This is a genomic window from Campylobacter concisus (genome assembly GCF_003048835.2).
In the GTDB taxonomy this organism is placed as follows: Bacteria; Campylobacterota; Campylobacteria; order Campylobacterales; family Campylobacteraceae; genus Campylobacter_A; species Campylobacter_A concisus_D.
Window position 1 is genome coordinate 1,118,694 of sequence record NZ_CP060705.1, and the last position, 25,311, is coordinate 1,144,004.

Consider the following 25,311-nt stretch of genomic DNA (forward strand, 5'->3'; position numbering starts at 1 on the left):
GTTTAAATTTTTGCTAAAATCACCGCATGAAAAATTTAGAAAAAAATAGAAATATATATATTAAGCATAATCGTTTTTATATTGACTATCAAAAGGATGGCGTAAGAATTCGCCGTGCCACTGGACTGAAAAAATCCCCTTTAGCATTTGATTTTATTCGAAAAAACTATAATTTATTTCTTGGCTCTGAAGAGGATATTGAACTTGCTAAGAGCAAATATTATGAGCTCGAGGATATGCAAACTGATCGCATAATCAGAAAAGGGGAGCAAAAGCTGGAGCCTATTAAAAATACTAGTGAGTTTAGCTTTGAGGGGATTATTTATAGATTGCTTAATGAAAAATCCTTTTTAAAGGATAAAACAATCAGGTTTTATAATGTTGCTAGTCAGGCTGTTATCGATTTTCTGCATTCAAAAAACATCTTTTACCTGTCCGATTTTGAAAGGCAGGATAGTATTGATTTTGTAAAATTTTGTAAAAACAAGGGCTTAAAAGATAGCTCAATTAATGGGTATTGCTCTTTTTTTAAAATGGTTTTTCGTTATGCTATTGCCAATGATATAATCTCAAAAAATCCATTCTATATACCTAGGTTCAAACAAGAATTACATAATGCCGACAATGGTGATTTTACCCCTTTTAATTTAAGTGAGATTTTGCAACTTATAAAACATGCCGAGGGCGAGCTACGCTTATTTTTAATAGTTGCATTCTTTACTGGGGCTAGGACTGGCGAGATTTTGGCTTTGACTTTTAATGACTTGGATTTTCAAAATAAGGAGATACGTATTAATAAAACTCTATCGGAGCTAGGTGTTTTGGATTCTCCTAAAACTAAATCCAGCAATCGTACAATCGATATGCTTGATATTGTTTATAATGAACTGATAAAACTCGATTATACCGATATTAATCAAAATATTTTTTCTCTTTCACGAGCAGTTATCAGATTAAAATTTAATGATTTGCAGAGATCCCTTGGCTTTAAAATACATAAGCTTTATGATACTAGACACTCATTCGCTTCTGTAATGTTAAGTCGTGGCGAGGAGCCGATGTGGGTTGGTTGTAAAATGATGGGTCATAAAAATTTAAATGAGACCTATCGCTCTTATGCTAAATATCTACCAAAAGATACTAGGCAAAGAGCAACTTTTTTAAAGAATATAGCAATTTAAAATTTTAAAAAAATAGACACTTTTTGATAAAAATATGCTATAATATACTAATTTAATTTAAAAAAGTAGATGACTTTTCACCCCTTTTTTATTTATTTAAATGCCTATTTTACGGCATTTCAGCTTATAAATTTTAAGCTTTTTTAACTAGATCAGCCATCAAAAATGCAAGCTCTAAAGCCTGATCAGCATTTAGTCTTGGATCGCACTGCGTCTCGTATCTCTCTTTTAGCGAGCTTTCAGTGATGTTTAGCGCGCCACCGGTGCACTCAGTCACATCTTTGCCAGTCATCTCAAGATGCACGCCACCTGCTCTTGTGCCCTCAGCTTTATGAATTTCAAAAAAGCTTCTAACCTCGCTTAAAATTTTACTAAATTCACGAGTTTTGTAGTTGTTCGAGGCTTTAACGGTATTGCCATGCATAGGATCGATGCTATAAACGATATTTAACCCCTCGCGTTTTAGCTCTCTTAAAATTTTTGGTAAATTTTCGCCGATCTTGTCAGCGCCCATTCTGATTATCACATTTAGTCTGCCAGCTTCATTTTCTGGATTTAGCTTATTTGCGAGTGCGACGACGTCTTCAGCTTTTGCGCTTGGTCCGATCTTTACACCGATAGGATTTTTAACACCACTTAAAAAATGCACATGAGCGTCGTTTATGCCGCGCGTTCTCTCGCCTATCCAAAGCATGTGAGCCGAGCAGTCGTACCACTCGCCACTAAGGCTATCAACCCTGGTTAGTGCCTCTTCATAAGACAATAGTAGCGCCTCGTGAGATGTATAGACTGCTGTTTGATTTATCGCTGGGGTATTTGCCGAAGTGATGCCACAAGCTGCCATAAAAGATAGAGTTTTTGTTAGATCGTCAGCTAGTTTTGCGTATTTCTCACCGATCTCTGGCCTTTTAACAAAGCCTAAATTCCACTTATGCACCTGATGAAGGTCTGCCAAACCTCCTCTTGAAAAGGCTCTTAAGAGGTTCATCGTAGAAGCACTTTGATAGTAAGCTTCTATCATGCGTTTTGGGTCGGCAACTCTAGCTTTCTCGTCAAATTCAAAGCCATTTATGATGTCACCTCTATAGCTTGGCAACTTAACGCCATTTACCTCTTCATAATCGCTACTTCTAGGCTTTGCAAACTGCCCTGCTACGCGGCCTACTTTGACCACCGGACAGCCACCACCAAAGGTTAAAACTATCGCCATTTGAAGTAAGACCTTAAACATATCTCTGATGTTGTTTGCGTTAAAATTTGTAAAGCTCTCAGCGCAGTCGCCACCTTGAAGCAAAAAGGCCTCGCCATTGCAAACTTTTGCAAGCTCATTTTTAAGACTTCTAGCCTCGCCAGCAAATACCAAAGGCGGAAGTGCTTTTAGTTTTTCTTCAGCCTCTTTTAGCTCTTTTAAATTTGGATAAGTTGGTTGTTGCAAGATATTAAATTCTCTCCAACTATCTCTGTTCCAAGTCATAAATTTTCCTATCTTTTACCTTAATTTAGCGCTGATTATATCACGGCAAACTTAAAAAATAAAAGCCATTAATGGGATATTAAAGATATTTTGCATACAATCGCTACTTTAAATTTACCCAAAAAAGAGCATAAATTTTTCATGATAAAAGGCATTTTTTATTCGCTTTTAGCCTCAGTTTTATTTAACTGCATCTACTACATGTCAGTGCTCATGAACCCCATCAGCACGCAAGCTCTTATTGGATACCGCATGATCTTTGCCATGCCTTTTGTCATCGCCGCCATTTTTTTGTTAAAACAGCAGCGAAATTTCAAATTTTTACTTCTAAAAATAAAGCTAAAACCTAAAATTTTACTAGTTTTGCTTGCTACCTCGCTCATCGTCTCATTTCAGATGTGGCTCTATCTCTGGGCTCCAAGTAACGGCGCAGCGCTAAAAGTCTCGATAGGCTACCTCATCATGCCAATAGTCATGGTCCTTTTTGGACGGATATTTTTCAAAGAGCACCTCTCAAAAACAAAGTTAGCATCGATATTTTTCGCTGCCATTGGCGTCTTTAGCACAGCAGTTATAAGTGGCGGCATCTCGTGGGAGAGCGCTGTAGTTTTTTGCCTTTATCCAGTCTATTTTACCATTAGAAAGTACTACAACCTTGCAAATTTCTCAAGCTTTGTTATAGAGATAATTTTTATGTTTTTATTCTCATTTTATTTTGCGCTCACAGCCGACATGAACTACGTGATGAGCCAAAATCCAAACATCTACTATCTACTCATCTTGCTTGGTGCTATCAGTGGCATAGCCCTCATCGCCCAGATCCTCTCAAGCACGCTCGTGCCGATAAATGTGCTAGGTTTGCTTACATATTTTGAGCCTATAATGATGCTTTTTGTCTCATTTGCCATCGGCGAGAGACTGGAGAAAAGCTCATACTTTTTGATGATCTGTCTAGCCATTTCGGTCACGCTTTTGATGATAGATAGTATAAATTCTATAAAAGGCGACAAAAATACCAAGACTAAATGAGAGCCAAAAAGGCGTTATTCTCGCGCTTAGCGCCTTTTTTATGTGGGGGTTTTTGGCGGTTTATTTCAATCTATTTAGCAAAGATGTCGATGCTTATGAAATTTTAGCCCACAGGATCATCTGGTCATTTTTCTTGATGGCGGCAGTGCTTTGCATTAATGGCAAAATGGGCGAAATTTTTGCGCTTCTTAAGGATATCCGCTCGCTAAAGGCTCTATTTTTAAGTGGTATTTTTATCACCATAAACTGGGGCGTTTATGTCTATGCGGTGGGTAGCGGCAAAATTTTAGATACGAGTTTGGGATATTTTATAAATCCCTTGATAAGCATGCTCCTTGGCGTCATCATCTTTAAAGAGCGCCTGAGCAAAGCTAGCGCCATAGCCGTTTGCATCGTCATCGCAGCCGTTTGCGTGCAAATTTACGCCAAAGGTGGCCTGCCACTTGTCTCTATCATCTTGCCACTTTCGTTTGGATTTTACGCGATGGTTAGAAAGATGGCGAAGATTAGCGCATTTAACGGGCTTTTTATCGAAACATTTTTTATGTTTCCATTTGCGCTTGGCTACGTTTTATGGCTGGTTTTTCACTCGCAAAGCCACTTTGGGCTAAACGGGGACTCACTTTTAATGATCGCTTCAAGCATCGTAACCATCGTGCCACTTGTCGCATTTAACGCAGCTACGACAAGGATAAATTTAACGACGATCGGATACTTGCAATACATCTCACCAACTATCGCGATCCTTTGCGCGGTCTTTATTTACGGCGAAATTTTAGATGGCTACAAAGTCATCTCATTTTGTATGATCTGGCTGGCGCTTGCGATAATTAGCGTGGATAAATTTAGAAAAAGGAGTAAAAATGAATAGCGTTACGATTTATTTGCTGCTTGCATTTTTTGCGGCGCTTATTTTATATTTTCAGATACAAAAACTCACAAAAAAGCTCGACGATGAAGGAGCGGTGCCTGCCTATCAAAAGGCTGCACAAGAGGTTTTGCAAAATTTAAATAACGCTGAGAAATACCCTAAATTTTGCAATGTCATACAAAAAAAGATAAACGCTCTAAGACAAGACATACTCTTTGAAGATGCGCTAAATGGGGCTGGCGATAAGGACAAAGCGCTTGATACCTTAGAGCAGATAAGAGATAAGGTCGAGGTGCTTTTAAAGCGGGAAAATGCAAACTGGGAGAGCGAACTGGTTGAAATTTTAGACGAGATCGATGGCTTTGTGAAGGCAAATTTAAAAAACGGCGAAGAAAGAGCCGAAGAGCTAAGGGACGAACTAAAGAAAGAATTTGATGGGTTGTGAAAGTGACTTTGGTAAATTTTGATAATTAAAGGAGTAAGCGTGTTTGAATTTATAGATTACGATGGTTTTCAGGACTACTGTGATAAGAATAAATATATGGAGAATAGCTCTGTTAAAGCCTATCATTCTTACTTAAAAAACTTCATTAGTTTTTTGGAATATAATAAAATTTATTCATTTTCCGATTATGATAATGCGGATATAAAATATTTAGAACAAGAATTTACAAAAACGGGCAGAAATGAACAAACTTTTAATAAGTATATGCGTGCAGTAAATTATTATAGAGATTTTAAAAAAGGTAAATTAGAGACGATGCCAACAGAAAACAATGGACAACAAAAAGCTAAGGTAAATTTTCCACTAAATCAAATTTTATATGGCCCTCCAGGAACAGGAAAAACATATAGGCTTTCAAAGATCATGGATAATTTTACTCAAAATCTCAATGTAAAATCGAACGATGACACTGACGCGCTATATGAAATGTTAAAAATAGAAAACTACACTTGGTTTCAAGTGGCTGCAGCCATATTATATGATGCAGCTATTTCAAATATTAATAGTGGTTGGGTTAAGTTAAATAACGACATAGTAAATCACACTTTATTTAAATTAAAATCAATAAAATCAAATTCAAAAAAACCAAACCAGACAATATCTACAGTTTTACTGTCTCATACAAAAATGGATTGTAAGTATGTAAATATTAAAAGAAAAGACCCTCCTTTTATATTTGAGAAAAATGAGAAAAGTGAATGGTGTGTAGATACAAAAATACTTAATGATGAGTGTCCTGAAGCCATAGATCTTTATGAAAAATACAAAGAGATAAAAGATAAAAAAGTAGGCACAAGCTACACTAAAGAAAATTTTAAATTTATAACATTTCACCAAAGCTACGGATATGAGGAATTTGTTGAGGGTATAAAGCCAGTATTTGATGACGAAAACGAAGATGGCGATATAACTTATGAGATATCAAAAGGCATTTTTTATCAGTGCTGCGAAAACGCCTTGCTTCTTAGTGATTACAAAGGCAAACTTAGGGATTTTTGCGATCTGCCAAAAGATGAGCGACAAAAGTTTTTTAATGAAAACACACCAAAATATGCCATCTTTATCGACGAGATCAACCGCGGAAATATCTCTAAAATTTTTTGTGAGCTCATAACTCTTATAGAGCCGTCAAAAAGGCTCGGCGCAGATAACGAGATAATGGTCGAGCTACCATATTCAAAAGAGAAATTTGGAGTGCCGTCAAATTTATACATAATAGGCACGATGAATACAGCAGATCGAAGTATAGCCCTTATGGATACGGCTCTTAGAAGAAGGTTTGAGTTTGTGGAGATGATGCCAGAATACGATGCGCTAAATGAAACAATCATTGAAGGCATCAATGTAGGTGAAATGCTAAAAACGATAAATGAGCGTATAGAGTATCTTTATGACAGAGATCACACGATAGGGCATGCTTATTTTATAGATGTGTCAGACTTAAAAACGCTTGCGAATGTCTTTAAAAACAAAATTTTACCGCTACTGCAAGAGTATTTTTACGACGACTGGGAGAAAATAAGGCTTGTTTTGGGCGATAGTCAATTTATCAAAGAAAAGAAGTCAGCAAATGCTTTATTTAAAAGCGGCACTGACTATATAAACGATAAAATTTTATACGAAATAGACAAAGAAGCTTTTTACGTCGAGCAAAACTATCTAAAAATTTACAATTTAACAAGTAGCCAAGCAGATGAAGCAAACCCAGATAACAATTACTGAGTTTGAGCGTATATATGAGCGCATTATAGGCAAAAAAGACTTTTGCGATATAGAAAATTTTATCCTTAAAAATAGCGATGAAAATGCGCCTTTTTTAAGGATAGCAAGCGGAGTTGGTGGGAAATTTATACAAGCTAAAAGCTATGTCGGCGTCTTGCAGACAAAAAGCGGCTTAACGATAGAAATTTTGCCAAAAATAGCAGACAAAACCAACGCTGAAAGATCAAAAGCAGTTTTTATAAAGATGCTAAGGACGCTAAAAAATTTTCCATTTAAAAGCTCAAATTTAGCTAGTTTAAAAATCCAAAATTTACCGCTTTTGGAAATTTTCATCTCTATGTTTTTATGCGAGCTTGAAGCTCTTGTAAAAAAGGGGATAAAAAGTGACTATGTGGCGCTAGAGGAGAACCTAAATTTCCTAAAAGGGAAGCTAAATATAAACGAGCAGATCAAAAAAACAGCATCCACAAAGAGCGGTTTTACGTAGGATACAGCGAATTTTTAAGCGATATAAAGATAAATAGGATCATAAAATCAACGCTTAAATTTCTATACAAAAAGTCAAATTCTAGTAAAAACCAGCAAAAAATACGCGAGTTTTTATTTATGTTTGACGAAGTTTCTACGTGCGATGATTATAAAAATTTCTTTACTAACTTTGTTATAAACCGCCAAATAAAGCACTACGAGCAAACGCTTTTATGGTGTAAGATATTTTTGCTTGGCAACTCTTTTACTCCACACAAAGGCGATGATTTAGCCTTTGCCTTACTATTTGATATGAATGCGCTCTTTGAAAGCTATGTTGGAAATTTTATAAAGAAAAGCTTTCCAGGCACAATATTACAACACTCAGAAAAGCACCTCGTTGAATATCCAAAAAGCTTTAAACTAAGACCTGACATATTTTTAAAAGATAAATTTATAGCCGATACAAAATGGAAGATCATCAGGCAAGATAATAAAGAAAACGAGGAAAAGTATAAAATCTCACAAGCCGACCTATATCAACTCTATGCCTACGGCAAAAAACACGAGTGTGACAAGCTTTACCTCATCTATCCAAAGATAGAGGGCATAAGACAAAAAACTATGAAATTTAGATACGACGATGAAATGTGGCTTGAAATTTTATATTTTGATCTTGAAAAAGACGAAAATAACGCAAATTTACTAGCGTAACTTTCTAAAAGCCAAATTTAAATCTTCGCTTTTAGAGCCATTATCCTCTTATATGATGCGTCTATCCGCTCTTTACTGATCTTTTTCTCATTTACGGCATCCACTATGATCTGAGTGACTAGATCGGCCGTTCTTTGGTTATTTATCTTAAACTCACTAAAGAGCAAGATATCACCACCAGCATTTATAAATTTCACCACTTTTTGCGCCAAAGTCTCATCTCCAACGCCTTTCATCAGCATATCATCGCTAATAACCACACCATTAAATTTAAGCTCATTGCGAAGCAGATCGGTTATTATTTTTTTAGAAAGTGTGGCTGGATTGTCCTCGTCGATACCCTTTACAAAAAGGTGCCCGACCATGATGATCTGCGCTCTACTTGTGCTTATAGCGTCTTTGTATGGCAAAAGTGCATCTTTACTTAGAGTGACCTCGCTCTTATTTTTATGTGAGTCCTCTTTTGAGCTGCCATGCCCTGGAAAGTGCTTAAGTGTCGTTAGGATACCCTGCTCTTTAAATGCGTCCATAAAAGCATCAGCATAGATCACCACCTTGCTTGCATACTCGCTAAACGCCCTTTGCTTAGCGGCGATGATGGGCGAGTTTTCATCGTGCAGATCGACCACTGGGGCGAAATTTAAATTTATGCCGCACTCTTTTAAATTTATAGCCATTTTTGAGTAGAGACCATAGGCACTTTTGATATCAAGCGTGCTTGCGACCTCGTATGCGCTAGGATATGGGCCATCAAAGCTCTTGTCTTTCATGCGGCTTACGTTGCCGCCCTCTTCGTCGATAGCGATGAAAATTTTAGGGCTTTTCTCTTTGATCGCCTTTATGCTAGCTTTTAGCTGGGCTTTGCTGGTGATATTTCTGCCAAGTAGCATCACACCGCCAAATCTCTCGTAGCCAGCGTCGCTTAACATCGCGCGAAACGCAGTGTCTTTTGTGCTAGCGCCGTTAAAGCCGACCATTATCATCTGCGAGACCTTGGCTCTTAGGCTCACCTCTGCGCCGTTTAACCCAAGAGTAAAAATAGCCATAAAAAGTATAAATTTAAAAGCTCTCATCTTCTTCCCAAAAGCGATTTTACGCTTTCAAAAACGTCTTTGCCATTTAGCATATTTTCAACCTCGCTTGCTATTGGCACATATATGCTCTTTTCTTTAGCGATCTTGCTAATAGCCCTTGCAGTATCGACGCCCTCTGCCACCTCGCCAAGCTCATTTAAAATTTTCTCTAGTCTCTCATGCCTTGCGATGCCAAGACCTACGCGGTAGTTGCGTGAGAGTATCGACGAAGCGGTTAAAAATAGGTCCCCTGCGCCACTTAGCCCCATAAATGTCTCATCTTTTGCGCCAAAAAATTTGCCAAATCTAGCCATCTCGACAAGCCCACGTGAAATGAGGCTAGCTCTTGCGTTGTTGCCAAGACCAAGACCCTCGCAGATACCGCCAGCTATGGCGATCACGTTTTTATACGCCCCACACACCTCAGCGCCGATCACATCCTCAGAGGTGTATGCCTTCATATAGCTTGGGAAAAATGAAGCAAATTTTAAAGCTAAATTTTGATTTTTAGAATTTACCACCAAGGCGCAAGGCAGCTTTTGCATGATCTCTTTTGCAAAGGTCGGCCCAGAAAGAAAAGCCAAATTTTCACTATCCACAAAATCCTCGTAAATTTCATTTAGAAATTTAAGATTTGCCGTGTCTATGCCCTTGCTGGCGACTAAGATCTTTTGACCTTTGTTTTTGTAGTTTTGCTTTAGCCATAAATTTGTAGCTTGCGTTGGGATCGTGCAGACTAGGTACTCGCACTCCAAAGCCTCTTCTAAGCTTACAAAATTTGGCATCTCTCTTGGCGTTCTTGAGCTGATGACGCACTCGTTATTCTCACTAAATGCGTGAAATAGCGCACTACCCCACTTGCCAGCTCCGATGACTGCTATGCTCATTTTAGCCCTTTTTTAGCCTATTTTGGCCTTTAAAAGCTCATTGACCTTGCCTGGGTTAAAGGCACCTTTGCCCTCTTTCATCACCTGACCGACAAAGAAGCCAAACATCTTATCTTTGCCGTTTTTATACTCTTCTACTTTATCGGCGTTTGCAGCTAAAATTTGATCTATAATGGCAACGATCGCTGAGTCGTCGCTCACTTGTTTTAAACCAAGCTTTTCGATGACGCTATCAACATCCGCGTCGTTTTCCATTAGATAGTCTAGCACCTCTTTTGCAGCTTTGCCGCTTATCGTGCCATCTTCTATGCGTTTTAGTAAATTTATCATCTTAGCACTACCAACTGGGCTTGTCTCAATCGTCACGCCGTTATTTAAGCGGCCAAGAAGCTCGACTATAAGCCACGTAGTAGCAAGCTTTGGAGAAATTCCAGCAGCGATCAGCTCTTCAAAATATCTAGCCATCTCAACGCTTTGAGTTAAATTTAAGGCATCGCTCTCTTTTACACCTAGCTCGCTAACATATCTTGCGACCTTTTGTTCGGCAAGCTCTGGAATTTTGATCGCTTCGTTATACATCTCTTCTGGCACCTCAACAGGCAGCAAGTCAGGGTCAGGAAAATACCTATACTCCGCGCTATCCTCTTTGCCACGCATAGACCTTGTCACTAAATTTGTCGTGTCAAACAGCCTTGTCTCTTGATAGACCTCTTCGTCATATCTGCCATCTTCCCAAGCTGCACTTTGGCGCTCTACCTCGTAGTCGATCGCTTTTTGGATAAATTTAAATGAGTTTAGGTTTTTTATCTCAACTCTTGTGTAAAGCTTGGTGTCGCCTTTTGGACGGATAGAGACGTTTGCGTCGCAGCGAAAGCTACCTTCCTGCATATTTGCGTCGCTGATGTTTAAAAAGCGAAGGATCGAGTGCAGTTTTTTAAGATAAGCCACCGCCTCGTCGCTACTTCTAATATCTGGCTCGCTAACTATCTCAAGAAGCGGCGTGCCAGCTCTATTTAGATCGACCAAACTCTCGTTTTCTTCGTGGATATTTTTGCCAGCGTCCTCCTCAAGGTGCGCTCTTGTTACTCCGATACGTTTTTTAGTGCCGTTTACGTCGATGATGAGCTCGCCACCTTCTACGATAGGAATTTCAAACTGTGAAATTTGATATGCCTTTGGAAGGTCTGGATAGAAGTAGTTTTTTCTATTAAAGACTGATTTTTTATTTATCTTAGCGTTTATCGCCGTGCCAAAGCTGATCGCCTTTTTGACCGCCTCTTTATTTAGCACAGGCAAAGCCCCTGGTAGCGCTAGGCAGGTCGGACAAACGTGAGTGTTTGCCTCGTCACCAAAGCTAGTCGAGCAAGAGCAGAAAATTTTAGTTTTTGTATTAAGCTGAGTATGAACTTCTAAACCGATAACGACTTCAAACATATTTTTACCTTTAAATTTATGCAAATTTTTAGTGCGTATTTTAGCGATACTTTCTTTTAAAATATCTAAAGGGGAGCTTTAGTGATCTATTTATATAGGTTAAAAATGTTTTTGGAGAATAAATTTAAAAAGAGAAAAGCCATATAATAAAAATATGGCTTTAAATTTTAATGCTCGTGCTCGCTAATAGCGACTGCGCCAGCTAGATAAACGTAAGTTAGCATCATGAAGATAAATGTTTGCAAAACAGCCATAAGTGTTAGAAGTGCAAAGGCTGGAAGTGGAGCAAACCAAGGTGCAAGTGTAAGCATCGCAAGCAAGAACAAGTCGTCGCCTTTGATGTTACCAAAAAGACGGAAAGATAGCGAAACTACACGTGAAAGATGTGAGATGACTTCGACTGGAAACATAATAGGAGCTAGAAATTTGTTTGGTCCCATAAAGTGTCCAAAGTATTTGAAAAAGCCATTTTCTCTAATGCCCTCAAAGTTGTAGTAAATAAATACAACCAAAGCCAAAACTAGAGTTAAATTTAAGCTTGAGCTTGGTGACTCAAAGCCAGGGATGATACCGATGACGTTTGAGAAAAATACGATAAAGCCGATAGTTGCAACAAGTGGGAGGTATTTTCTAGCTAGCTTTTCGCTACCTAAAGTATCTTTACCCATAGAGATAACGCCCTCTAAATAAGCCTCAACTATGTTTTGAAGGCCTCTTGGCACAAGCTGCATCTTGCTCCTTGCGATATAGGCAACGATGAGGATGATCAAAGCTACAAGGCAAAAGTGAAACGCATAGACAAAGGCATGTGAATGGTTTAGCAAATTTGAGAATAGAAACAAATCTTTCATTGATTTACCTTAGATTTAGAATTTTGCGTGATTGTAACAAAATTATTGTTAAAACATTTTTAATTTTAAGCTTTGAAGTAGTCAAAAAGCAGTTTGCAAATAGTCGCTGCGACAACTATCAAAAACATCGTTCTAATAAATTTGACCTCTTTTTTGATGACTAAGTTTGAGCCAAAATAAGCTCCTAAAATTTGCCCCACAGCCATCAAAAAACCAACCGCCCAAAGCACCTTGCCGCCTATTATAAAAACACCAAGTGCTACGATGCCGCTGGTAAAATTTAAAGCTTTCGTGTGAGCGACCGCCTTTTTTAAATTTAGCCCTATCAAAGCCACCATCGCAAACATCCAAAACGACCCAGCTCCAGGCCCGAAAAAGCCATCGTAAAAGCCCAAAATGAGCCCAAAGATAACATAAAATAGCCTCTCGTCCATCTTTGCAGCTCTGTCGCTCTCGCCTATCTTTGGCATAAAAAGTGTGTAGATAAAGATGGCGATTAGTAAAAATGGGATGATGATTTTTAAGAAATTTGCATTTAAAAATAAGATGAGCGTCGCTCCGATGACAGCTCCTATGAATGTAAAAACTATGCCAACAAAGCACTCTTTATAGTTAATCAGCCCTTTTTTGGTGAAATTTAGCGTTGCTGTAAAGCTGCCAAAGACACCTTGAAGCTTGTTTGTGCCAAGGGCAAGATGCGGTGGCACGCCCATAGCCATTATAGCTGGCAAGGTGATCAGTCCGCCGCCTCCTGCGATCGCGTCGATAAAACCACCCAAAAATGCAGCCACAAAAAAGAGGGCGTAGCTAAGTAGATCAAATTCCATTTTTGCTCTTTAGTAAATTTAAGTCAAAAGCGGATTGTAGTTTAAATTTTTGAAATTTTATCTTAGAAATGGGGGTTAAATTTAGATATTGAAGTGTGAAATTTAAAAGAAAAAGCCTTTAAACGTTAAATTTAAAGGCTTTTTGTGGGGGTTTAATTACTTAATAACGCCGCAAAGCATTCTAGCGCCGCCGCCGCCAAGTGCTTTTGGATGGTCGCTGTGGTTGTCGCCACCAACGTGAACCATTAGTGAGTGACCTTTTAGCTCGTCAAGGTTTTTGATCTTTGGAGCTAGCACTGGGTAGTTTGCATTGCCCTCGGCATCTACGTAAAGTGCTGGTAGATCGCCTTTGTGACCCTTATCGTCCCATGCAAATGAGTGCATTTTTGTCTCAGCTGGATCCCAGTGACCACCTGCTTTCATACCAAGACCTTTCTCAGTCGCGCCACAATCAGCATTTTGATGAACGTGAAAGCCGTGAAGTCCTGCAGGAAGACCTTTTAAATTTGGAAAAAACGCAACGCCGTAGTTTGTCTTAACAGCTACTACTTCGCCAACGCTCTTATCGCCCTTTTCGCTTAGTTCGCTAACTGGGATCACAAGATGCTCGCCAGCCTTTGGATCAAAGTGATGGCCCTCGTGAGCAAAAAGTAGTGTTCCTAAAACAGCACTTAGTAAAACGATTTTTTTCATACACACTCCTTATGGATAAAATTGTAGGTGAAGTCTATCCTAAATTTAAAAATTTAGCAATAATTTTTATTTTTTGAGATTTTTTACGATGGTTTCTAGCTCTTTGCTCTGCCCTATCCTATAAAGCGCAAAGTCGTATTTTATCGGATCAAGCTCGTCAAATTCTCTAAGTTTTTTTGTAAGATCCATGACCGCTTTGAAATCGTAGCTCTTTCTGTTTATAAGTCCTAAATTTAATGAAACCCTATGCGTATGCACATCAAGTGGCATCAAAAGCCTATCTTTTGGCAAATTTTTAAATAATCCAAGGTCGATGTCGCTATCTCGCACCATCCAGCGAAGATACATGTTATAGCGTTTATATGGGCTTTGAGGCTCTTTGCTAAAGCTCTTACCAAAGAAAAACTCATATCCATCTGAGCGGTAAGAATTTAGCCCGTAAATAAATTTAATAAGCCCATTTACTGCTTCTATCATCTCGCCATTTTTTGCAAGACCTTGGCGTAAAATTTCTTCTATGTCAGCCTCTTTTTTTAGGCGTGAAAGTGTGATAAAAATTTCTTTTACGTCATTTTCATTTTGAAAGCGGTATTTGAAATTTGAAAGATTTTTCTTGATATTTTTCTCGCTCTCATCAAGCAGGTTAAATTCAAGCGAATTTAGAAATTTCACTATCATTTTTGCGTTGCCATAGGCAAATAACGCACAAATGAGCGCTATGTTTGGCTCTTTAAATTTAGTAGCTACTTGAAGTGGGTCCGGGGCGTCAAATAGCCCCGAATTTGTATTTTTGCTAAGTACGTGTGAGTCTAAAAGGCTCTTTAGTTCGCTCATTGTTTTAGTGAAAGAAGCGTGTCAAGCATCTGATCAACTGTCGTGATGATCTTTGCAGCTGCGCCGTAGCTTGCTTGAAAGCGGATCAAGTTTGTAAGCTCTTCGTTAGTATCTACGCCACTTGTTGATTGAAATTCCTCTTCAGCAGTCCTTTGCAAAGATGTGTTTGTGTCGTGGATAGTGTTGTTTGCCTCGGTATCGCTCGCCATATCGGTTGTAAAATATCGGTAATATCCCTCGATCGTCTCATCTCTATCAAGCGCAGTGCCACTTGAGTAAAATGTCTGCTTTTGGTACTGAAGCTGTATCATCTTATTTGCAACTTCGTTGTTGCCCACGACTGGCTTTGAGTAGGCACGAAGTTTTGTGTGATCTTGGGTGAAATTTTGATTGATACCTATTGTATTTGAGTTTGTGCCAGAAAAAAATCTGTTGATACCAACAACGCCTGGGAAATTTGTGCCGTGATCGACTATTGAGATGCTATAAAGCCCTTGAGCTTGCTTTGGTATGAGCGCAAATGTGCCTTGGTGCGTGTTTTTATCATAAAAATACGACGCTTCAAAGAAGTCATCGACGTCATTTAGCATGTTGTTATCGTTGTTATCGTCTGAATTTGAGTTAAAATCCTGCACAACAGAGTTGCCGTATTTTGTATCGTTCATCGTCGTTGTGCCGTTTATCTCGATAGTCTTTTTAGCTACGACATTACCCTTGTTGTCATAAACGATAGCATCAAAACTGCCGTTTCTTATGCTGTTGTCGTGGTTCATCAGCGTCTTGTCATTTTCTAGGTAGCTGATCGGATCTGAGTTTGAAATTTCAACCGCAGACTCGGCATAGACGTTATTTGTGCTAGTTATTAAAGTTTTTGAAAATGTATTTAGATTGTCGATATATTTTTGGATGATACCATCACTAAATTTATCATTATCTGGCTCGTAGTTGCGACCTCTAAGATCAAGTGCAGCGCCTATCTTGCCATTTGTGATCTTCTCCTCCATAGGGATGCGTCTGCCATCTTCTCTTTCATAATAAATTTTTGTGTATTGCCCACTCTCAGTTGAGCTCATAGAAATTTCATGAAAATTTACGCCATCAACGATGCTTACACCGCCGATATTTAGGTTGTAGTATCTTCCTTGATCGCTTATGCCTGTATCTATCCTTGACTCGCTTTTTAGATCGCTTTTATAAACAGCTGTATTTACCAGCTTTGACATAGCAAGCTCTAGCTCATCGCGCTTGTCACGAAGGTCATTTGCATTTATCTTGATGCCAGCGTCTGCGCCAGATTCAACTCTTTGAATTTGTTTATTGATATTTGCTATTTGCTTGCCAAGTGAGTTTATCTCGTTTATATTTATCTTTATAGTCTCATCTATCTGCGTGTGCATATCATAAAGCATCTTTGATGAGCGGTTGATGCTAGCTGTTAAAACGCTAGCTTTGTTTATCAAATTTACCTTTTGAGCGCCCTCGTCTGGGTTTGAAGCAAAGTTATTCCACGCAGCAAAATACTCCTGTATATCTTTTACCATGCCGTTATCTTTTAGATCTGGGAAGTATTTTGTCGCCTCTTGTAAAATTCTCTGTTTATAGCCTGTATTTTCTAAATTTGATGATGAATATTTTAGTCTTTGGTAGGCAAACTCGTCGTGAAGTCTTGTCACAGTATCTACTTGCGTACCTGTGCCAACGCCACCAGGGACTGTGTTCATCGCTGGAGATGCTGACTGGACTACACGCTGCCTTGTGTAGTAGTTACTATCGGCGTTTGTGATGTTGTTTCCAGTTGTGCTTATTTGCACTTGGGCTGCATTTAGCCCTGAAACGCCTGTGCCTAATGACATAAAGATATTAGCCATTTGTTAAACCCTTGATTTGTAAAAATTATTATCTGTGCCGCTGCCGTCTTGTCCGTATTCATTAGTCTGAGTACCAAAGACTTTTTTGCTAAGTGAGTCGAAAAACTCCTTAACAACAACGACGTGTCTTGCATATTCTTTATTTACTTTATGTAAAATTTCAAGCTTTGAACGCATAAGCACTAGCTTTGACTTCACTTCATCATCTAAAACGCTTGCAAGTGTCGTAGTGCCACTCTCTTTTGAGACCCTTAGCAGTTCTTTATCCAAAGCTCTTTTGGTATCTTCAAAAGCACGCACGAGAGCATTTTTCTTCTTCACGCTCTCATCAACGCTTGAGTGTTTCGCCTCTTTTATATTGGCGATATCTTGCATCGTTAAATTTATAAGCTCGTCTAGCTCGCCTATGGCCTCGTCCAAAAGCTTTTTAATCATTTAAATTCCTTTAAATTTAGAGCAACGCATCAGCCACAGCTTTTGCTGTTTTAGAGATATCTACCTGATAGGTGCCATTTGCTATTGCATCAGCTATCTCTTTTACTCTTGCGTTTTCGTTTGTTTTTACTTCTTTGTTTTCATTTTCAACTCTAGCATCGCTATTTTTATTTAGCGTATTTGCCTGGTAGTTTGGTCTTTGGTTCAAAGGAGTTATCATATCCATACCTCTTAAAATAAAATGTTTATATCACTACATCGGCAAAATATAAATTTACTTAAGAGTCTCTCTTCAAAAAATCGTATAAAAGTTCTGAAAAACCTAAATTTCCACTCAAAGCTTTGCTCATAGCGTCGTTATACATAGACCTATAAATGTCGCTGCCAGCGGCTTTTGGATAGAGTGAGTTCTTATCATCTTCTTTTAAAGCGATATCAAGAACAGCTTTTACCATAAATGCTTCAAAAGCATCAGTTTGCTCTTTTAAAAGTGCATCTTGTTTGGCATTTGCGTTTTTTATCTTGTTTGCTGAGATGTCACTATATGAATTTAGTGCTAGGGTGTTGTCTATTTGCATTATATTATCTCCAGATCGACTTGTATCGCGCCAACTCGTTTTAAATTTTCAAGTATCGAGATGATGTCACTTGGTGTTGCACCAAGCTTGTTTAGCGCTCTTGTCACGTTTGCAACAGTTGTTTTCTCGCCTGAAATTTTAAGTAGATTTTGACTAGGGGCTACTGAGGTGTCGCTACCTATATTTACATCATTTTGCGCTGCCTCTTCGTAGCTGTTTGGCTCTATTTTTATTGTAATTGCGCCGTGAGTTATCACAACTGGACTGACCACAGCGTTTATACCGCTAACTATAGTGCCAGTTCTCTCATCAACCACGATCTTTTCATCTGGCTTATACTCCACATCAAGATCAAGCACAGCGCTTGCAAGCTCGATGATGCTAACGTCATCTGGCTTTTTAACGATGACCGTTCTTGGATCTATCGCCTTTGCAGTATCGTCTGAGATGTTTGCATTTATGGCATTTTGGATATCAAGAGCGGTTTTGAAATTTGTATCTTTTAGGCTTAGCTTTATGCTATCTTGGTTGTAGATATCATAAGTAACCTCGCGCTCCACAAGGGCGCCATTTAGGATAGTGCCAACGGTTGGGTGGTTGCCACCACTTCTGCCTGCACTCTTGCCACCGATACTTAGAGGGCCCTGAGCTAAAGCGTAGATATCGCCATCAACGCCTTTTAGCGGGGTCATAAGAAGTGTGCCACCTTGCAAGCTTTTTGCGTCGCCGATAGATGAGATCTCGATATCAAGCTTGTCGCCATGCCTTGCAAATGCAGGCAATTTTGCTGTCACCATAACAGCGGCTGCGTTTTTAGACTTGATATCATCTGGATTTATCTTGACATTTACGCCTTGAAGCATGTTTGATAGCGACTGGATCGTAAATTTTGACGTTGAGCCATCCCCTGTGCCGTTTAGTCCGACAACCAAACCATAGCCTATTAGCTGATTATCCCTTACGCCAACGATATTTGCAAGCTCTTTTATCTGCGTAGCAAAGGCTGAAGTAGCTATAACTGAAGCTGCTACAAAAGATAAAAATTTTTTCATATTTTTTCCTAAAATTTAGCTATTTTAGGTTTTTAAAGCAAAAGATGTTCCAAATTTTACTGAAAATAAGAGAGAGAAGTGGCTCCAAATTTTTTAAATTTAATAAGTTTATATGCAGAAATTTCATCATTAAATTTAAAGTCGCTGTTATGCTCAAAAACTATCATATAAATTTTCTCTTTTTTTAGCTGCGAGATCAAATTTACAAGCTTTTCATAGATATCATCAAAGCCAGCCCTTATGTCAAATGGCGGATCAAGATAGAGTAAAACCTTGCCATTTTGCGAATTTACAAGATCAGGCAAAAGCGTAAAAGTATCGCCATTTATAGCTTTTAAATTTGAACTTTGCAGGCTTGAAAGATTGCTTTGCGTGATCTTAAAAGCAGCCCTATCTTTTTCGATAGCGATAGCCTCACGTGCTCCGTTGCTAACAGCCTCGCTTGCCATCACGCCACTTCCACCAAAGCCCTCTATAAATGTAAGTGAGTAAATTTCATCTCTGATGACGTTAAAAAAGGACTCTTTTACGATGCTTTTTGTGCTTCTTGTCGTGCTTAGACTTGGCAATTCAAGCCTTTTGCCTTTAAATTTACCACTTGAAATTTTGGTAAAAAGTTTCACTGATTTGCCCTTAAAATTTCAAGCAGATCAGCTTTAAATTTATCAATTAAGAGCGATACTTTTTGCTCCAAACTCTTTTCATTTGCTATCTGCGCTGGCTCTTTTGCCTTTGAAATTTGCGTAGCTGAGTAAAACTCCTCAAGCGTATCAAGAAGGGTTGCTCTTGTGAATGGATGAGAAAGATGGGCGTTCTTACCTATTATAAATAGCGGTTTTTTTGTGACGATCTCGCGGTCACTCACTACAAAATCACAATCCTTATGATGAGCGGCTAAATTTCCACAAAAAAGCAGCAAGGTCTTTTGCAGCAAAATGCAGTCGCATTCAAATGAAATTTTCATATCCCGTCCTATAAATTTTGCTCGATTTTAACCTAAATAATCAAAAATTTATATAAATACTAAAGGAATTTAAAATTTTACCGATGTAGATGCTGATGTAAGTTTTAAGGAGTAAAACTATGGAAATTTTAAAGGCAGCAGCAAATCAAACGCTCGAAGCAAATATGAGTTCATCAGCTCAGCGCCAGATAGATAGCAGGCCTATCGAGCATACTGATATCAGTGCAAATGTCGAGAAAAACGACAAATCAAAGGATATTAACGAGCTAGACGGACTTAGTAACGAAGATCTTGCAAGAAGGACAAGAGAGGTCACTGATAAGCTAAACTATCAGATGCAGCAGCTCGATACTAATGTAAGATTTGCTTACAACGAGAAGTTAAATTTGATGGTTGTTCAGGTAAAAGATGCCAAAACAGGCGAGGAAATAACACAGCTTCCAAGCAAAGAGGCTATAAAAATAAGTGAATACTTTAGGGAAAGTATAGGCATACTTTTTGATAAGGAGAGTTAAAAATGGCAGTAGGTAACATAACAAATTTAGGCATCGGTACAAAAAATAGCGGCCTAAACGACGAGCTTATCAAGAAACTAAAAGAGGCTGATGAGGCTGGACAGATCAAGCCACTAACATCAAGGCTAGAGAAAAACGATCTTAAACAAAAAGACCTTGCGGCGCTAAAAACTCTTGTTAGCAACGTAAATGTGAGCGGCAAAACACTTGGTGGCGAGGCTTTGTATCTAAAGAGAAATACAAACAACGCTGGCTCAAGCGTCACAGCATCTGCAGCAAATGGCGTTAGCGTGCAAAGCTTTAGTATCGACGTGCAAAAACTTGCTCAAAAAGATACATTTCAAAGCAAAAATTTCAAAAAAGCTTCAGAAATAGTGGGCGCAACAAGCACTGGCTCATTTGACGTTGAGATCGACGGACAAAAGTTCTCTATCGGCGTGACAAGATCGACAACATATCAAGATATCGTTGATAAGATAAATGACGTAAGTGGTGGCAAGTTGCAAGCTAGAATTTTAAATGTTGGTGGCGACAAACCAAATCAAATAATGCTTCAATCAGGCAAAACTGGTGCAACACAGACTATCAAAATTTCAAATGATACATCTGGCATTTTAGACAAGCTTGGCTGGGATGATACGCAGTTTCAAGACACAGATGAGAATGGCGCACTATTAACAAATCCTGATGGTTCACCAAAGATGACATCAAATTTGGAAAAAAATAGAATTCAAAAAGCACAAGATGCAGAATTTACATATAATGGCGTAAATGTTAAAAGGGATAAAAATACATTTGATAATCTTAGGCCAGGTGTTACTATAACACTAAATGAGGTTGGTAAAACAAATGTTAGCATTTCACAAAATACAGACGAAGTCATAAAAGCGGTTGAAGAGTTTATAAAAGACTACAACTTAATGACCATGAACCTTGGCATCGCGACAAGCTATGATGAGGAAAAAGGCGCTGGCACCTTCCAAGGCGTGAGCGAAATTTCAGGCCTTAGATCAAACATCGGCCGTCTCATAAACGGACAAGATAGTGAAGGAAAGGCGTTAAGTAAATTTGGCATAACACCTGATAAAGATGGTCAGCTTCAGCTTGATCTAAATAAATTTAACGCTGCTCTTAGCAAAGATCCTGAGGAAATTCAGAGATTTTTCATGGGATCAAACAAGACTGAGCCGATAACTCACATGGGAAATGCTCCAGTTAGCGCCGGAGCTCTAAATATAGCAGCTGGCGATCTTACTATAAATGGCAAGTCAGTTATTTTCTCAACCGCAGCTGGCTCATCAGCTGAGGACAACGCTCTAAAGCTTCAACAAGCTATAAATGACGCTGGAATAGATGGTGTCACAGCTAGCCTTGATCAAAGTGGCAAGAGAATAATCCTAAAGAGAAATGATGGCCAAAGTTTGGAGATAAAAGGCAATAGCACAGCCCTTGCAAGCCTGGGAATGAGCGAAGCAACTGTAAATCCAATAACTAAAAAGATAGATGGTCTATTTACAAGACTTAACAAAATGCTTGATGGTGTCGTTGGCAAAGATGGTACAATGATTGCTATGCAAAATCAGCTAAGAGATGAAAACAAATCAATTACAGACAACAAAGAGGCTACACAAAAGCTTTTAGACGAGAAATATACAACGATGCAAGAGCGCTTTATCAAGTACAACGCTATCATTGCTAGTTTGGAAAATCAATTCTCAACTCTAAAATCAATGATAGATGCTGAGATAAACAGTAGAAAATAAGAGAGAAAAATGAATCAAAGCGCATATAGTGCATACGCACAGTCGAGTTTTGGGGGCATTGAGTCCCCAACTAAATTAATAGAAATGCTTTATGATGGGATTTTGAAATTTATATTTCGCACCAAAAAAGCGATAGAAGCTGGAGATATAGAGAAAAAAGTCTACTACATAAATAGAACAAACGCCATTTTTGTTGAGCTTTTAAACTCGCTTGATTATTCTCAAGGTGACGTAGCTCACTATCTTAGCGGCCTTTATACAAGGCAGATGCAGCTTCTTGCGATGGCTAATATCCAAAATGATATAGCCGCGCTAAATGAAGTAACAAACGTCGTAAAGCAGTTATCAGAAGCATGGAGGGAGGTAACATCAGGTGAATAGCTGGGTCAATGAGTTTAAGCTAGCATTAATAGACGAGGATGTCAGAAAGCTAGCTGTTTTATCACAAAATTTCAACGAAGATATGTTTAAAAGCTTAGCTGCAGCTGAAGAGGCAAAGGCCTTGATAGGTGGCGCGATAGAGCTTTTTAAAAGCAAGTCCTCACACATCCAAAGCGAGCTTATAAAGCTACAAAAAGCTCAAAAATACATCAATAATTAAATTTCAAATTTCAAGGCATGGCTAAAAGCCGGCTTGTCTTGAATATCTCTAAATTTCACTTTAAATTTAAAAGGCACGGCGTTAAGCCGAGTTCTGTCTTGAGCGATCATTTATCTACGCTTGCTTTTACAAACAAGCTCTAGCGAAGGGTTTTAATATAAGACCAAAACCATCCCTTCTTACTGCAAGTTGGGTTTATATGGCCACGCAAGTTACCAAGCGTGCCGGTGGGCTCTTACCCCGCCGTTTCACCTTTACCGCCAAGGCGGAAGTTTGCTTTCTGTTACACTATCCCTTAGGTTTCCCTAGCCATCCGTTAGATGGAACTTTGTCTTATCGCAGCTCGGACTTTCCTCTTTTGCAAGATGCAAAAGCGACCGCTTACCGTGCCAGAGCGTGATTATATTTAAAAATATATAAATTTACCCTGCGGCTAAATTTTTCATCAATTTTAGCAAATTTTATCTAGGCATTTTTTTGATTTTTGAGCCTAAATTTTGTCACAACTTTGCATAAAAATTAATTTTTATTTAATATTTTTTTAAAATTTTCTTTTACAAAAAAACAAGAGTAAAACGCTCCAAATTTCACTTTTTGTTATTTTGCTTTGAACCTTAAATAAATCTAATAAAAATATACGAAAAATCAACAAAATGATACAAATTTAAATTTTAATCCCTCAAAAGCGCAAATTTCTTGCTTTTGCCAAACTATAAATTTTGCTTAAAAAGCTAAATTTAAATAGCAATTTTTTATAAATTTTTGCTCCAGTTTCATAAAAGTTATAATTATAAATATAAAGCAAACAAAAATTTAAAATTCATTATTTTTCTCCGAAATTCTATATGTTTTACGAGAAAAAATTTGTATAATAAACCCTTAAAATCTAAACCAAGGAGGATATAGATGAATTTGCGTAGCATCTTAGTCAAGGTCTCGGCGATCATCGCTTTAGTTCTTGCCATTTGTATGGCTTGCTTTGTATTTTTTATATCAAACGTTTTGGAGCGTGAGATCAAGAATGGAGTGGCAACTACAGTTAAACAAGACGTCGCACTTGCAATGGATACAGTTGAGCTATTTGATGAAGATAACGAAGATAATGCAAAACTATATATGCATATCTTAAAAGAGGCTTTAGGCAACATAAGAGCCACTAGCCAAACCATAAAAACAGAAAATGACGATGCTTTAGAGCTTATCTCAGATAAAATGGGCGTGTTAAATAACAACCACGAGATATCTGATAAGATCAAAAAGCTAACAAACGGCGGCATCCCAACCATCTTTGCAAAATCAGGCAATGAATTTGCTGCTGTATCTACCTCACTTTTACTAGATGATGGCAGTAGAGCGCTTGGTATGCTAAACAAAACGATATATCCAAAGATGATGAATAAAGAGACGTATGTGGGGCCTCTAAACATTTTTGGTAGAAACTATATGTGTGTTTATGAGCCAGTCGTTCAAAACGGCGAAGTTGTAGCGGTTTTATTTATAGGTTACGACTTTACTGAAGGCTTAGAAGATCTTCAAAAGACAATGTCACAAATGAAGTTAGGTGAGCATGGGTATTTCTCTATCTTTAATACAAAAACTAATAAATTTGAGATCCACCCAACTCAAGCTGGTAAAGAGCTAAGCAGCGATGTTAAAGCTGCTATGGAAAAAATAGCGAAACAAAAAGAAGGTGTTGAATTCGCTAATACTGGTGGTGTTGAACGAGTAGTTGCTTTTGAGCCATTTGACAAGCTAAACTGGATAGTGCTTGGCTCAGCTGTTACTGATGACTTTTTAACACCTCTAAAAGTGGTTAGTAAAAACTTCATCATAGCAAGCATTATAGTTACTTTGCTTCTTATCATAGTATCTATCTTCTTGCTTAAAAAGCTAGTTGCAAATCCTATCGATAGACTAGGAGCAAATTTAAATGCTATAACATCTGACTTTACTCTTAAAATTCCAATCTACGGCAAAGATGAGATAGCTAAAATAAGCAATGATATAAACAACTTCATAGAGCGCATAAGAGTGCTTATAAGCGATACTAAAAATCTTTCAAGTGAAAACAGCTCAGTCGCAAATGAGCTAAGCTCTACCTCTCTTCAAACGGGCAAACGCGTAGAAGAATCAACCCAGATCGTTGAAGAGACAAATCAAAGATGCAAGTCTATGCAAGAAAGTATGAAAGAGTCTCTATCTATAGCTCAAGCTGGTAAAGATGACCTTCAAAAGGCAAGCACTCATATAAAAACAGCTACTGACGCTATCAAAGCCCTATCGTCTCAGATCGTAGACTCTGCAAACGTAGAGAGCCAAATGGCTGGCAAGATCGAGCAGCTTAGCCGTGACGCCGAGCAGGTAAAATCAGTCCTTGTTGTTATCAACGATATCGCTGATCAGACAAATTTACTAGCTCTTAACGCAGCTATCGAAGCAGCAAGAGCAGGTGAGCATGGACGTGGCTTTGCAGTCGTTGCTGACGAGGTTAGACAGCTAGCTGAAAGAACTCAAAAGTCTCTAACAGAGATAAATGCAACTATCAACGTTATCGTTCAAGCGATCAACGATAGTAGCGAGCAAATGGGTATCAACTCTAAGCAAATTCAAGAGCTAACCCATGTGGCAAGTGACGTTGAAAAGACGATAAATGATATGAGCGCAACGATGAATAACGCCATAGCGATGTCTGATAAGACTATGCAAGACTACATCGCAACTGGTAAGAATGTAAATGAGATCATGGATGGCATCTCAGATATCAACCAAATTTCATCTGAAAATGCTAGAAGTGTCGAAGAGATAGCTTCTGCGGCTGAACATCTAAATAAGATGACAGATGCACTAAATTCTAAACTAAGTGTCTTTAGAACTTAAGACTTTTACCTTTTAAATTTAATGTTTTTAGGTCTAGCTTTGGCTAGACCTTTTTAAATTTCACCTAGCTAAATTTAGCCAGCCCCACTTTTAAA

24 protein-coding genes, 1 other RNA gene and 3 pseudogenes are annotated in these 25,311 nt (G+C 38.3%); 12 read left to right on the forward strand and 16 right to left on the reverse strand.

From position 1 onward, the window contains the following. Nucleotides 1-26: 26 nt before the first annotated feature. A complete protein-coding gene (locus CVT08_RS05600; protein WP_107811806.1) occupies nucleotides 27-1,181 on the forward strand; it encodes a site-specific integrase in 1,155 nt (384 codons plus the stop codon). 133 nt (nucleotides 1,182-1,314) lie between these two features. On the opposite strand, the gene CVT08_RS05605 is transcribed toward CVT08_RS05600, so the two are convergent. Continuing rightward, the gene (locus CVT08_RS05605) at nucleotides 1,315-2,655 is read right to left on the reverse strand and encodes a class II 3-deoxy-7-phosphoheptulonate synthase (protein ID WP_107856882.1); all 1,341 of its coding nucleotides are present in this window, start codon (nucleotides 2,653-2,655) and stop codon (nucleotides 1,315-1,317) included. Between the two features lie 141 nt (nucleotides 2,656-2,796). On the opposite strand from CVT08_RS05605, the gene rarD (CVT08_RS05610) reads away from it, so the two are divergent. The 5 genes and pseudogenes from rarD (CVT08_RS05610) to CVT08_RS10165 all read left to right on the forward strand — a co-directional run bounded on the left by rarD (CVT08_RS05610) (nucleotide 2,797) and on the right by CVT08_RS10165 (nucleotide 7,964). After that, a complete protein-coding gene (rarD, locus tag CVT08_RS05610) occupies nucleotides 2,797-3,684 on the forward strand; it encodes an EamA family transporter RarD (RefSeq protein WP_072594294.1) in 888 nt (295 codons plus the stop codon). A gap of 16 nt (nucleotides 3,685-3,700) precedes the next feature. After that, complete coding sequence (gene rarD / locus CVT08_RS05615) at nucleotides 3,701-4,555, forward strand: EamA family transporter RarD (RefSeq protein ID WP_265094273.1); 855 nt, start codon at nucleotides 3,701-3,703, stop codon at nucleotides 4,553-4,555. After that, nucleotides 4,548-5,000, forward strand: a complete 453-nt coding sequence (locus tag CVT08_RS05620; RefSeq protein ID WP_107856880.1) for an aryl-sulfate sulfotransferase — start codon at nucleotides 4,548-4,550, stop codon at nucleotides 4,998-5,000. Before rarD (CVT08_RS05615) ends, CVT08_RS05620 begins: the two co-directional genes overlap by 8 nt. A gap of 39 nt (nucleotides 5,001-5,039) precedes the next feature. After that, nucleotides 5,040-6,782, forward strand: coding sequence for an AAA family ATPase (locus CVT08_RS05625; protein ID WP_230855909.1), 1,743 nt, complete (start codon nucleotides 5,040-5,042; stop codon nucleotides 6,780-6,782). Beyond that, nucleotides 6,754-7,964, forward strand: a pseudogene (locus CVT08_RS10165) (McrC family protein). The gene CVT08_RS05625 and the pseudogene CVT08_RS10165 overlap by 29 nt, the downstream one beginning before the upstream one ends. Nucleotides 7,965-7,981: 17 nt before the next feature. Here the strand turns inward: CVT08_RS10165 and CVT08_RS05640 are convergent. From CVT08_RS05640 to CVT08_RS05705, 14 genes are all read right to left on the reverse strand, one after another. Then, nucleotides 7,982-9,037, reverse strand: a complete 1,056-nt coding sequence (locus CVT08_RS05640; RefSeq protein WP_107856877.1) for a glycoside hydrolase family 3 N-terminal domain-containing protein — start codon at nucleotides 9,035-9,037, stop codon at nucleotides 7,982-7,984. Beyond that, nucleotides 9,034-9,924 carry an NAD(P)H-dependent glycerol-3-phosphate dehydrogenase gene (locus CVT08_RS05645; protein ID WP_107856876.1) on the reverse strand — a complete coding sequence of 297 codons (891 nt, stop codon included), beginning with the start codon at nucleotides 9,922-9,924 and terminating at the stop codon, nucleotides 9,034-9,036. The genes CVT08_RS05640 and CVT08_RS05645 overlap by 4 nt, the downstream gene beginning before the upstream one ends. Before the next feature lie 12 nt (nucleotides 9,925-9,936). Next, a complete protein-coding gene (gatB, locus tag CVT08_RS05650; protein WP_107856875.1) occupies nucleotides 9,937-11,358 on the reverse strand; it encodes an Asp-tRNA(Asn)/Glu-tRNA(Gln) amidotransferase subunit GatB in 1,422 nt (473 codons plus the stop codon). A 167-nt stretch (nucleotides 11,359-11,525) separates the two neighbouring features. Beyond that, a complete protein-coding gene (locus CVT08_RS05655; protein ID WP_002942300.1) occupies nucleotides 11,526-12,209 on the reverse strand; it encodes a F0F1 ATP synthase subunit A in 684 nt (227 codons plus the stop codon). A gap of 65 nt (nucleotides 12,210-12,274) precedes the next feature. Continuing rightward, on the reverse strand, nucleotides 12,275-13,036 hold the full coding sequence (locus tag CVT08_RS05660) for a TSUP family transporter (protein ID WP_107856874.1): 762 nt from the start codon (nucleotides 13,034-13,036) through the stop codon (nucleotides 12,275-12,277). 156 nt (nucleotides 13,037-13,192) lie between these two features. Then, nucleotides 13,193-13,729 (reverse strand): superoxide dismutase family protein, encoded by a 537-nt coding sequence (locus tag CVT08_RS05665; RefSeq protein WP_107856873.1) that lies wholly within the window; start codon nucleotides 13,727-13,729, stop codon nucleotides 13,193-13,195. Between the two features lie 66 nt (nucleotides 13,730-13,795). After that, entirely contained in the window at nucleotides 13,796-14,563 is a 768-nt protein-coding gene (locus tag CVT08_RS05670; RefSeq protein ID WP_107856872.1) for a TIGR02757 family protein, read from the reverse strand. Next, nucleotides 14,560-16,431 (reverse strand): flagellar hook-associated protein FlgK, encoded by a 1,872-nt coding sequence (gene flgK, locus CVT08_RS05675; RefSeq protein WP_009293752.1) that lies wholly within the window; start codon nucleotides 16,429-16,431, stop codon nucleotides 14,560-14,562. The genes CVT08_RS05670 and flgK overlap by 4 nt, the downstream gene beginning before the upstream one ends. 3 nt (nucleotides 16,432-16,434) lie before the next feature. Next, a complete protein-coding gene (locus tag CVT08_RS05680; protein ID WP_002942314.1) occupies nucleotides 16,435-16,866 on the reverse strand; it encodes a flagellar export chaperone FlgN in 432 nt (143 codons plus the stop codon). Nucleotides 16,867-16,882: 16 nt separating this feature from the next. Then, nucleotides 16,883-17,086, reverse strand: coding sequence for a flagellar biosynthesis anti-sigma factor FlgM (locus CVT08_RS05685; RefSeq protein ID WP_035142326.1), 204 nt, complete (start codon nucleotides 17,084-17,086; stop codon nucleotides 16,883-16,885). Between the two features lie 58 nt (nucleotides 17,087-17,144). Further along, on the reverse strand, nucleotides 17,145-17,444 hold the full coding sequence (locus tag CVT08_RS05690) for a rod-binding protein (RefSeq protein ID WP_012001656.1): 300 nt from the start codon (nucleotides 17,442-17,444) through the stop codon (nucleotides 17,145-17,147). Continuing rightward, nucleotides 17,444-18,496 carry a flagellar basal body P-ring protein FlgI gene (locus CVT08_RS05695; protein ID WP_103599301.1) on the reverse strand — a complete coding sequence of 351 codons (1,053 nt, stop codon included), beginning with the start codon at nucleotides 18,494-18,496 and terminating at the stop codon, nucleotides 17,444-17,446. The genes CVT08_RS05690 and CVT08_RS05695 overlap by 1 nt, the downstream gene beginning before the upstream one ends. Nucleotides 18,497-18,552: 56 nt before the next feature. Continuing rightward, the gene (gene rsmD / locus CVT08_RS05700) at nucleotides 18,553-19,119 is read right to left on the reverse strand and encodes a 16S rRNA (guanine(966)-N(2))-methyltransferase RsmD (protein WP_107856871.1); all 567 of its coding nucleotides are present in this window, start codon (nucleotides 19,117-19,119) and stop codon (nucleotides 18,553-18,555) included. Further along, nucleotides 19,116-19,460 (reverse strand): ornithine carbamoyltransferase, encoded by a 345-nt coding sequence (locus tag CVT08_RS05705; protein ID WP_107856870.1) that lies wholly within the window; start codon nucleotides 19,458-19,460, stop codon nucleotides 19,116-19,118. The genes rsmD and CVT08_RS05705 overlap by 4 nt, the downstream gene beginning before the upstream one ends. A 119-nt stretch (nucleotides 19,461-19,579) precedes the next feature. Here CVT08_RS05705 and CVT08_RS05710 point away from each other — a divergent pair, with 119 nt between their 5' ends. Genes CVT08_RS05710 through CVT08_RS05725 form a run of 4 tightly spaced genes read left to right on the forward strand, consistent with a single transcriptional unit; the run spans nucleotide 19,580 to nucleotide 22,339 of the window. Beyond that, nucleotides 19,580-19,975: a FlaG family protein gene (locus CVT08_RS05710; protein ID WP_107714967.1), complete on the forward strand. Its 396-nt coding sequence runs from the start codon at nucleotides 19,580-19,582 to the stop codon at nucleotides 19,973-19,975. Between the two features lie 2 nt (nucleotides 19,976-19,977). Next, the gene (gene fliD, locus CVT08_RS05715) at nucleotides 19,978-21,738 is read left to right on the forward strand and encodes a flagellar filament capping protein FliD (RefSeq protein ID WP_107856869.1); all 1,761 of its coding nucleotides are present in this window, start codon (nucleotides 19,978-19,980) and stop codon (nucleotides 21,736-21,738) included. A 9-nt stretch (nucleotides 21,739-21,747) separates the two neighbouring features. Continuing rightward, the gene (gene fliS, locus CVT08_RS05720; RefSeq protein WP_035167483.1) at nucleotides 21,748-22,119 is read left to right on the forward strand and encodes a flagellar export chaperone FliS; all 372 of its coding nucleotides are present in this window, start codon (nucleotides 21,748-21,750) and stop codon (nucleotides 22,117-22,119) included. After that, nucleotides 22,112-22,339 carry a hypothetical protein gene (locus tag CVT08_RS05725; RefSeq protein ID WP_103599304.1) on the forward strand — a complete coding sequence of 76 codons (228 nt, stop codon included), beginning with the start codon at nucleotides 22,112-22,114 and terminating at the stop codon, nucleotides 22,337-22,339. Before fliS ends, CVT08_RS05725 begins: the two co-directional genes overlap by 8 nt. A 66-nt stretch (nucleotides 22,340-22,405) precedes the next feature. On the opposite strand, the gene rnpB is transcribed toward CVT08_RS05725, so the two are convergent. Continuing rightward, an RNA gene (gene rnpB / locus CVT08_RS05730) (RNase P RNA component class A) lies at nucleotides 22,406-22,732 on the reverse strand. Nucleotides 22,733-23,308: 576 nt separating this feature from the next. On the opposite strand from rnpB, the pseudogene CVT08_RS10430 reads away from it, so the two are divergent. Together CVT08_RS10430 and CVT08_RS10435 are read left to right on the forward strand one after the other, a co-directional pair. Continuing rightward, a pseudogene (locus tag CVT08_RS10430) lies at nucleotides 23,309-24,136 on the forward strand (Cache 3/Cache 2 fusion domain-containing protein); the annotation flags it as partial. A 27-nt stretch (nucleotides 24,137-24,163) separates the two neighbouring features. Next, nucleotides 24,164-25,216, forward strand: a pseudogene (locus CVT08_RS10435) (methyl-accepting chemotaxis protein); the annotation flags it as partial. Between the last annotated feature and the right edge of the window lie 95 nt (nucleotides 25,217-25,311).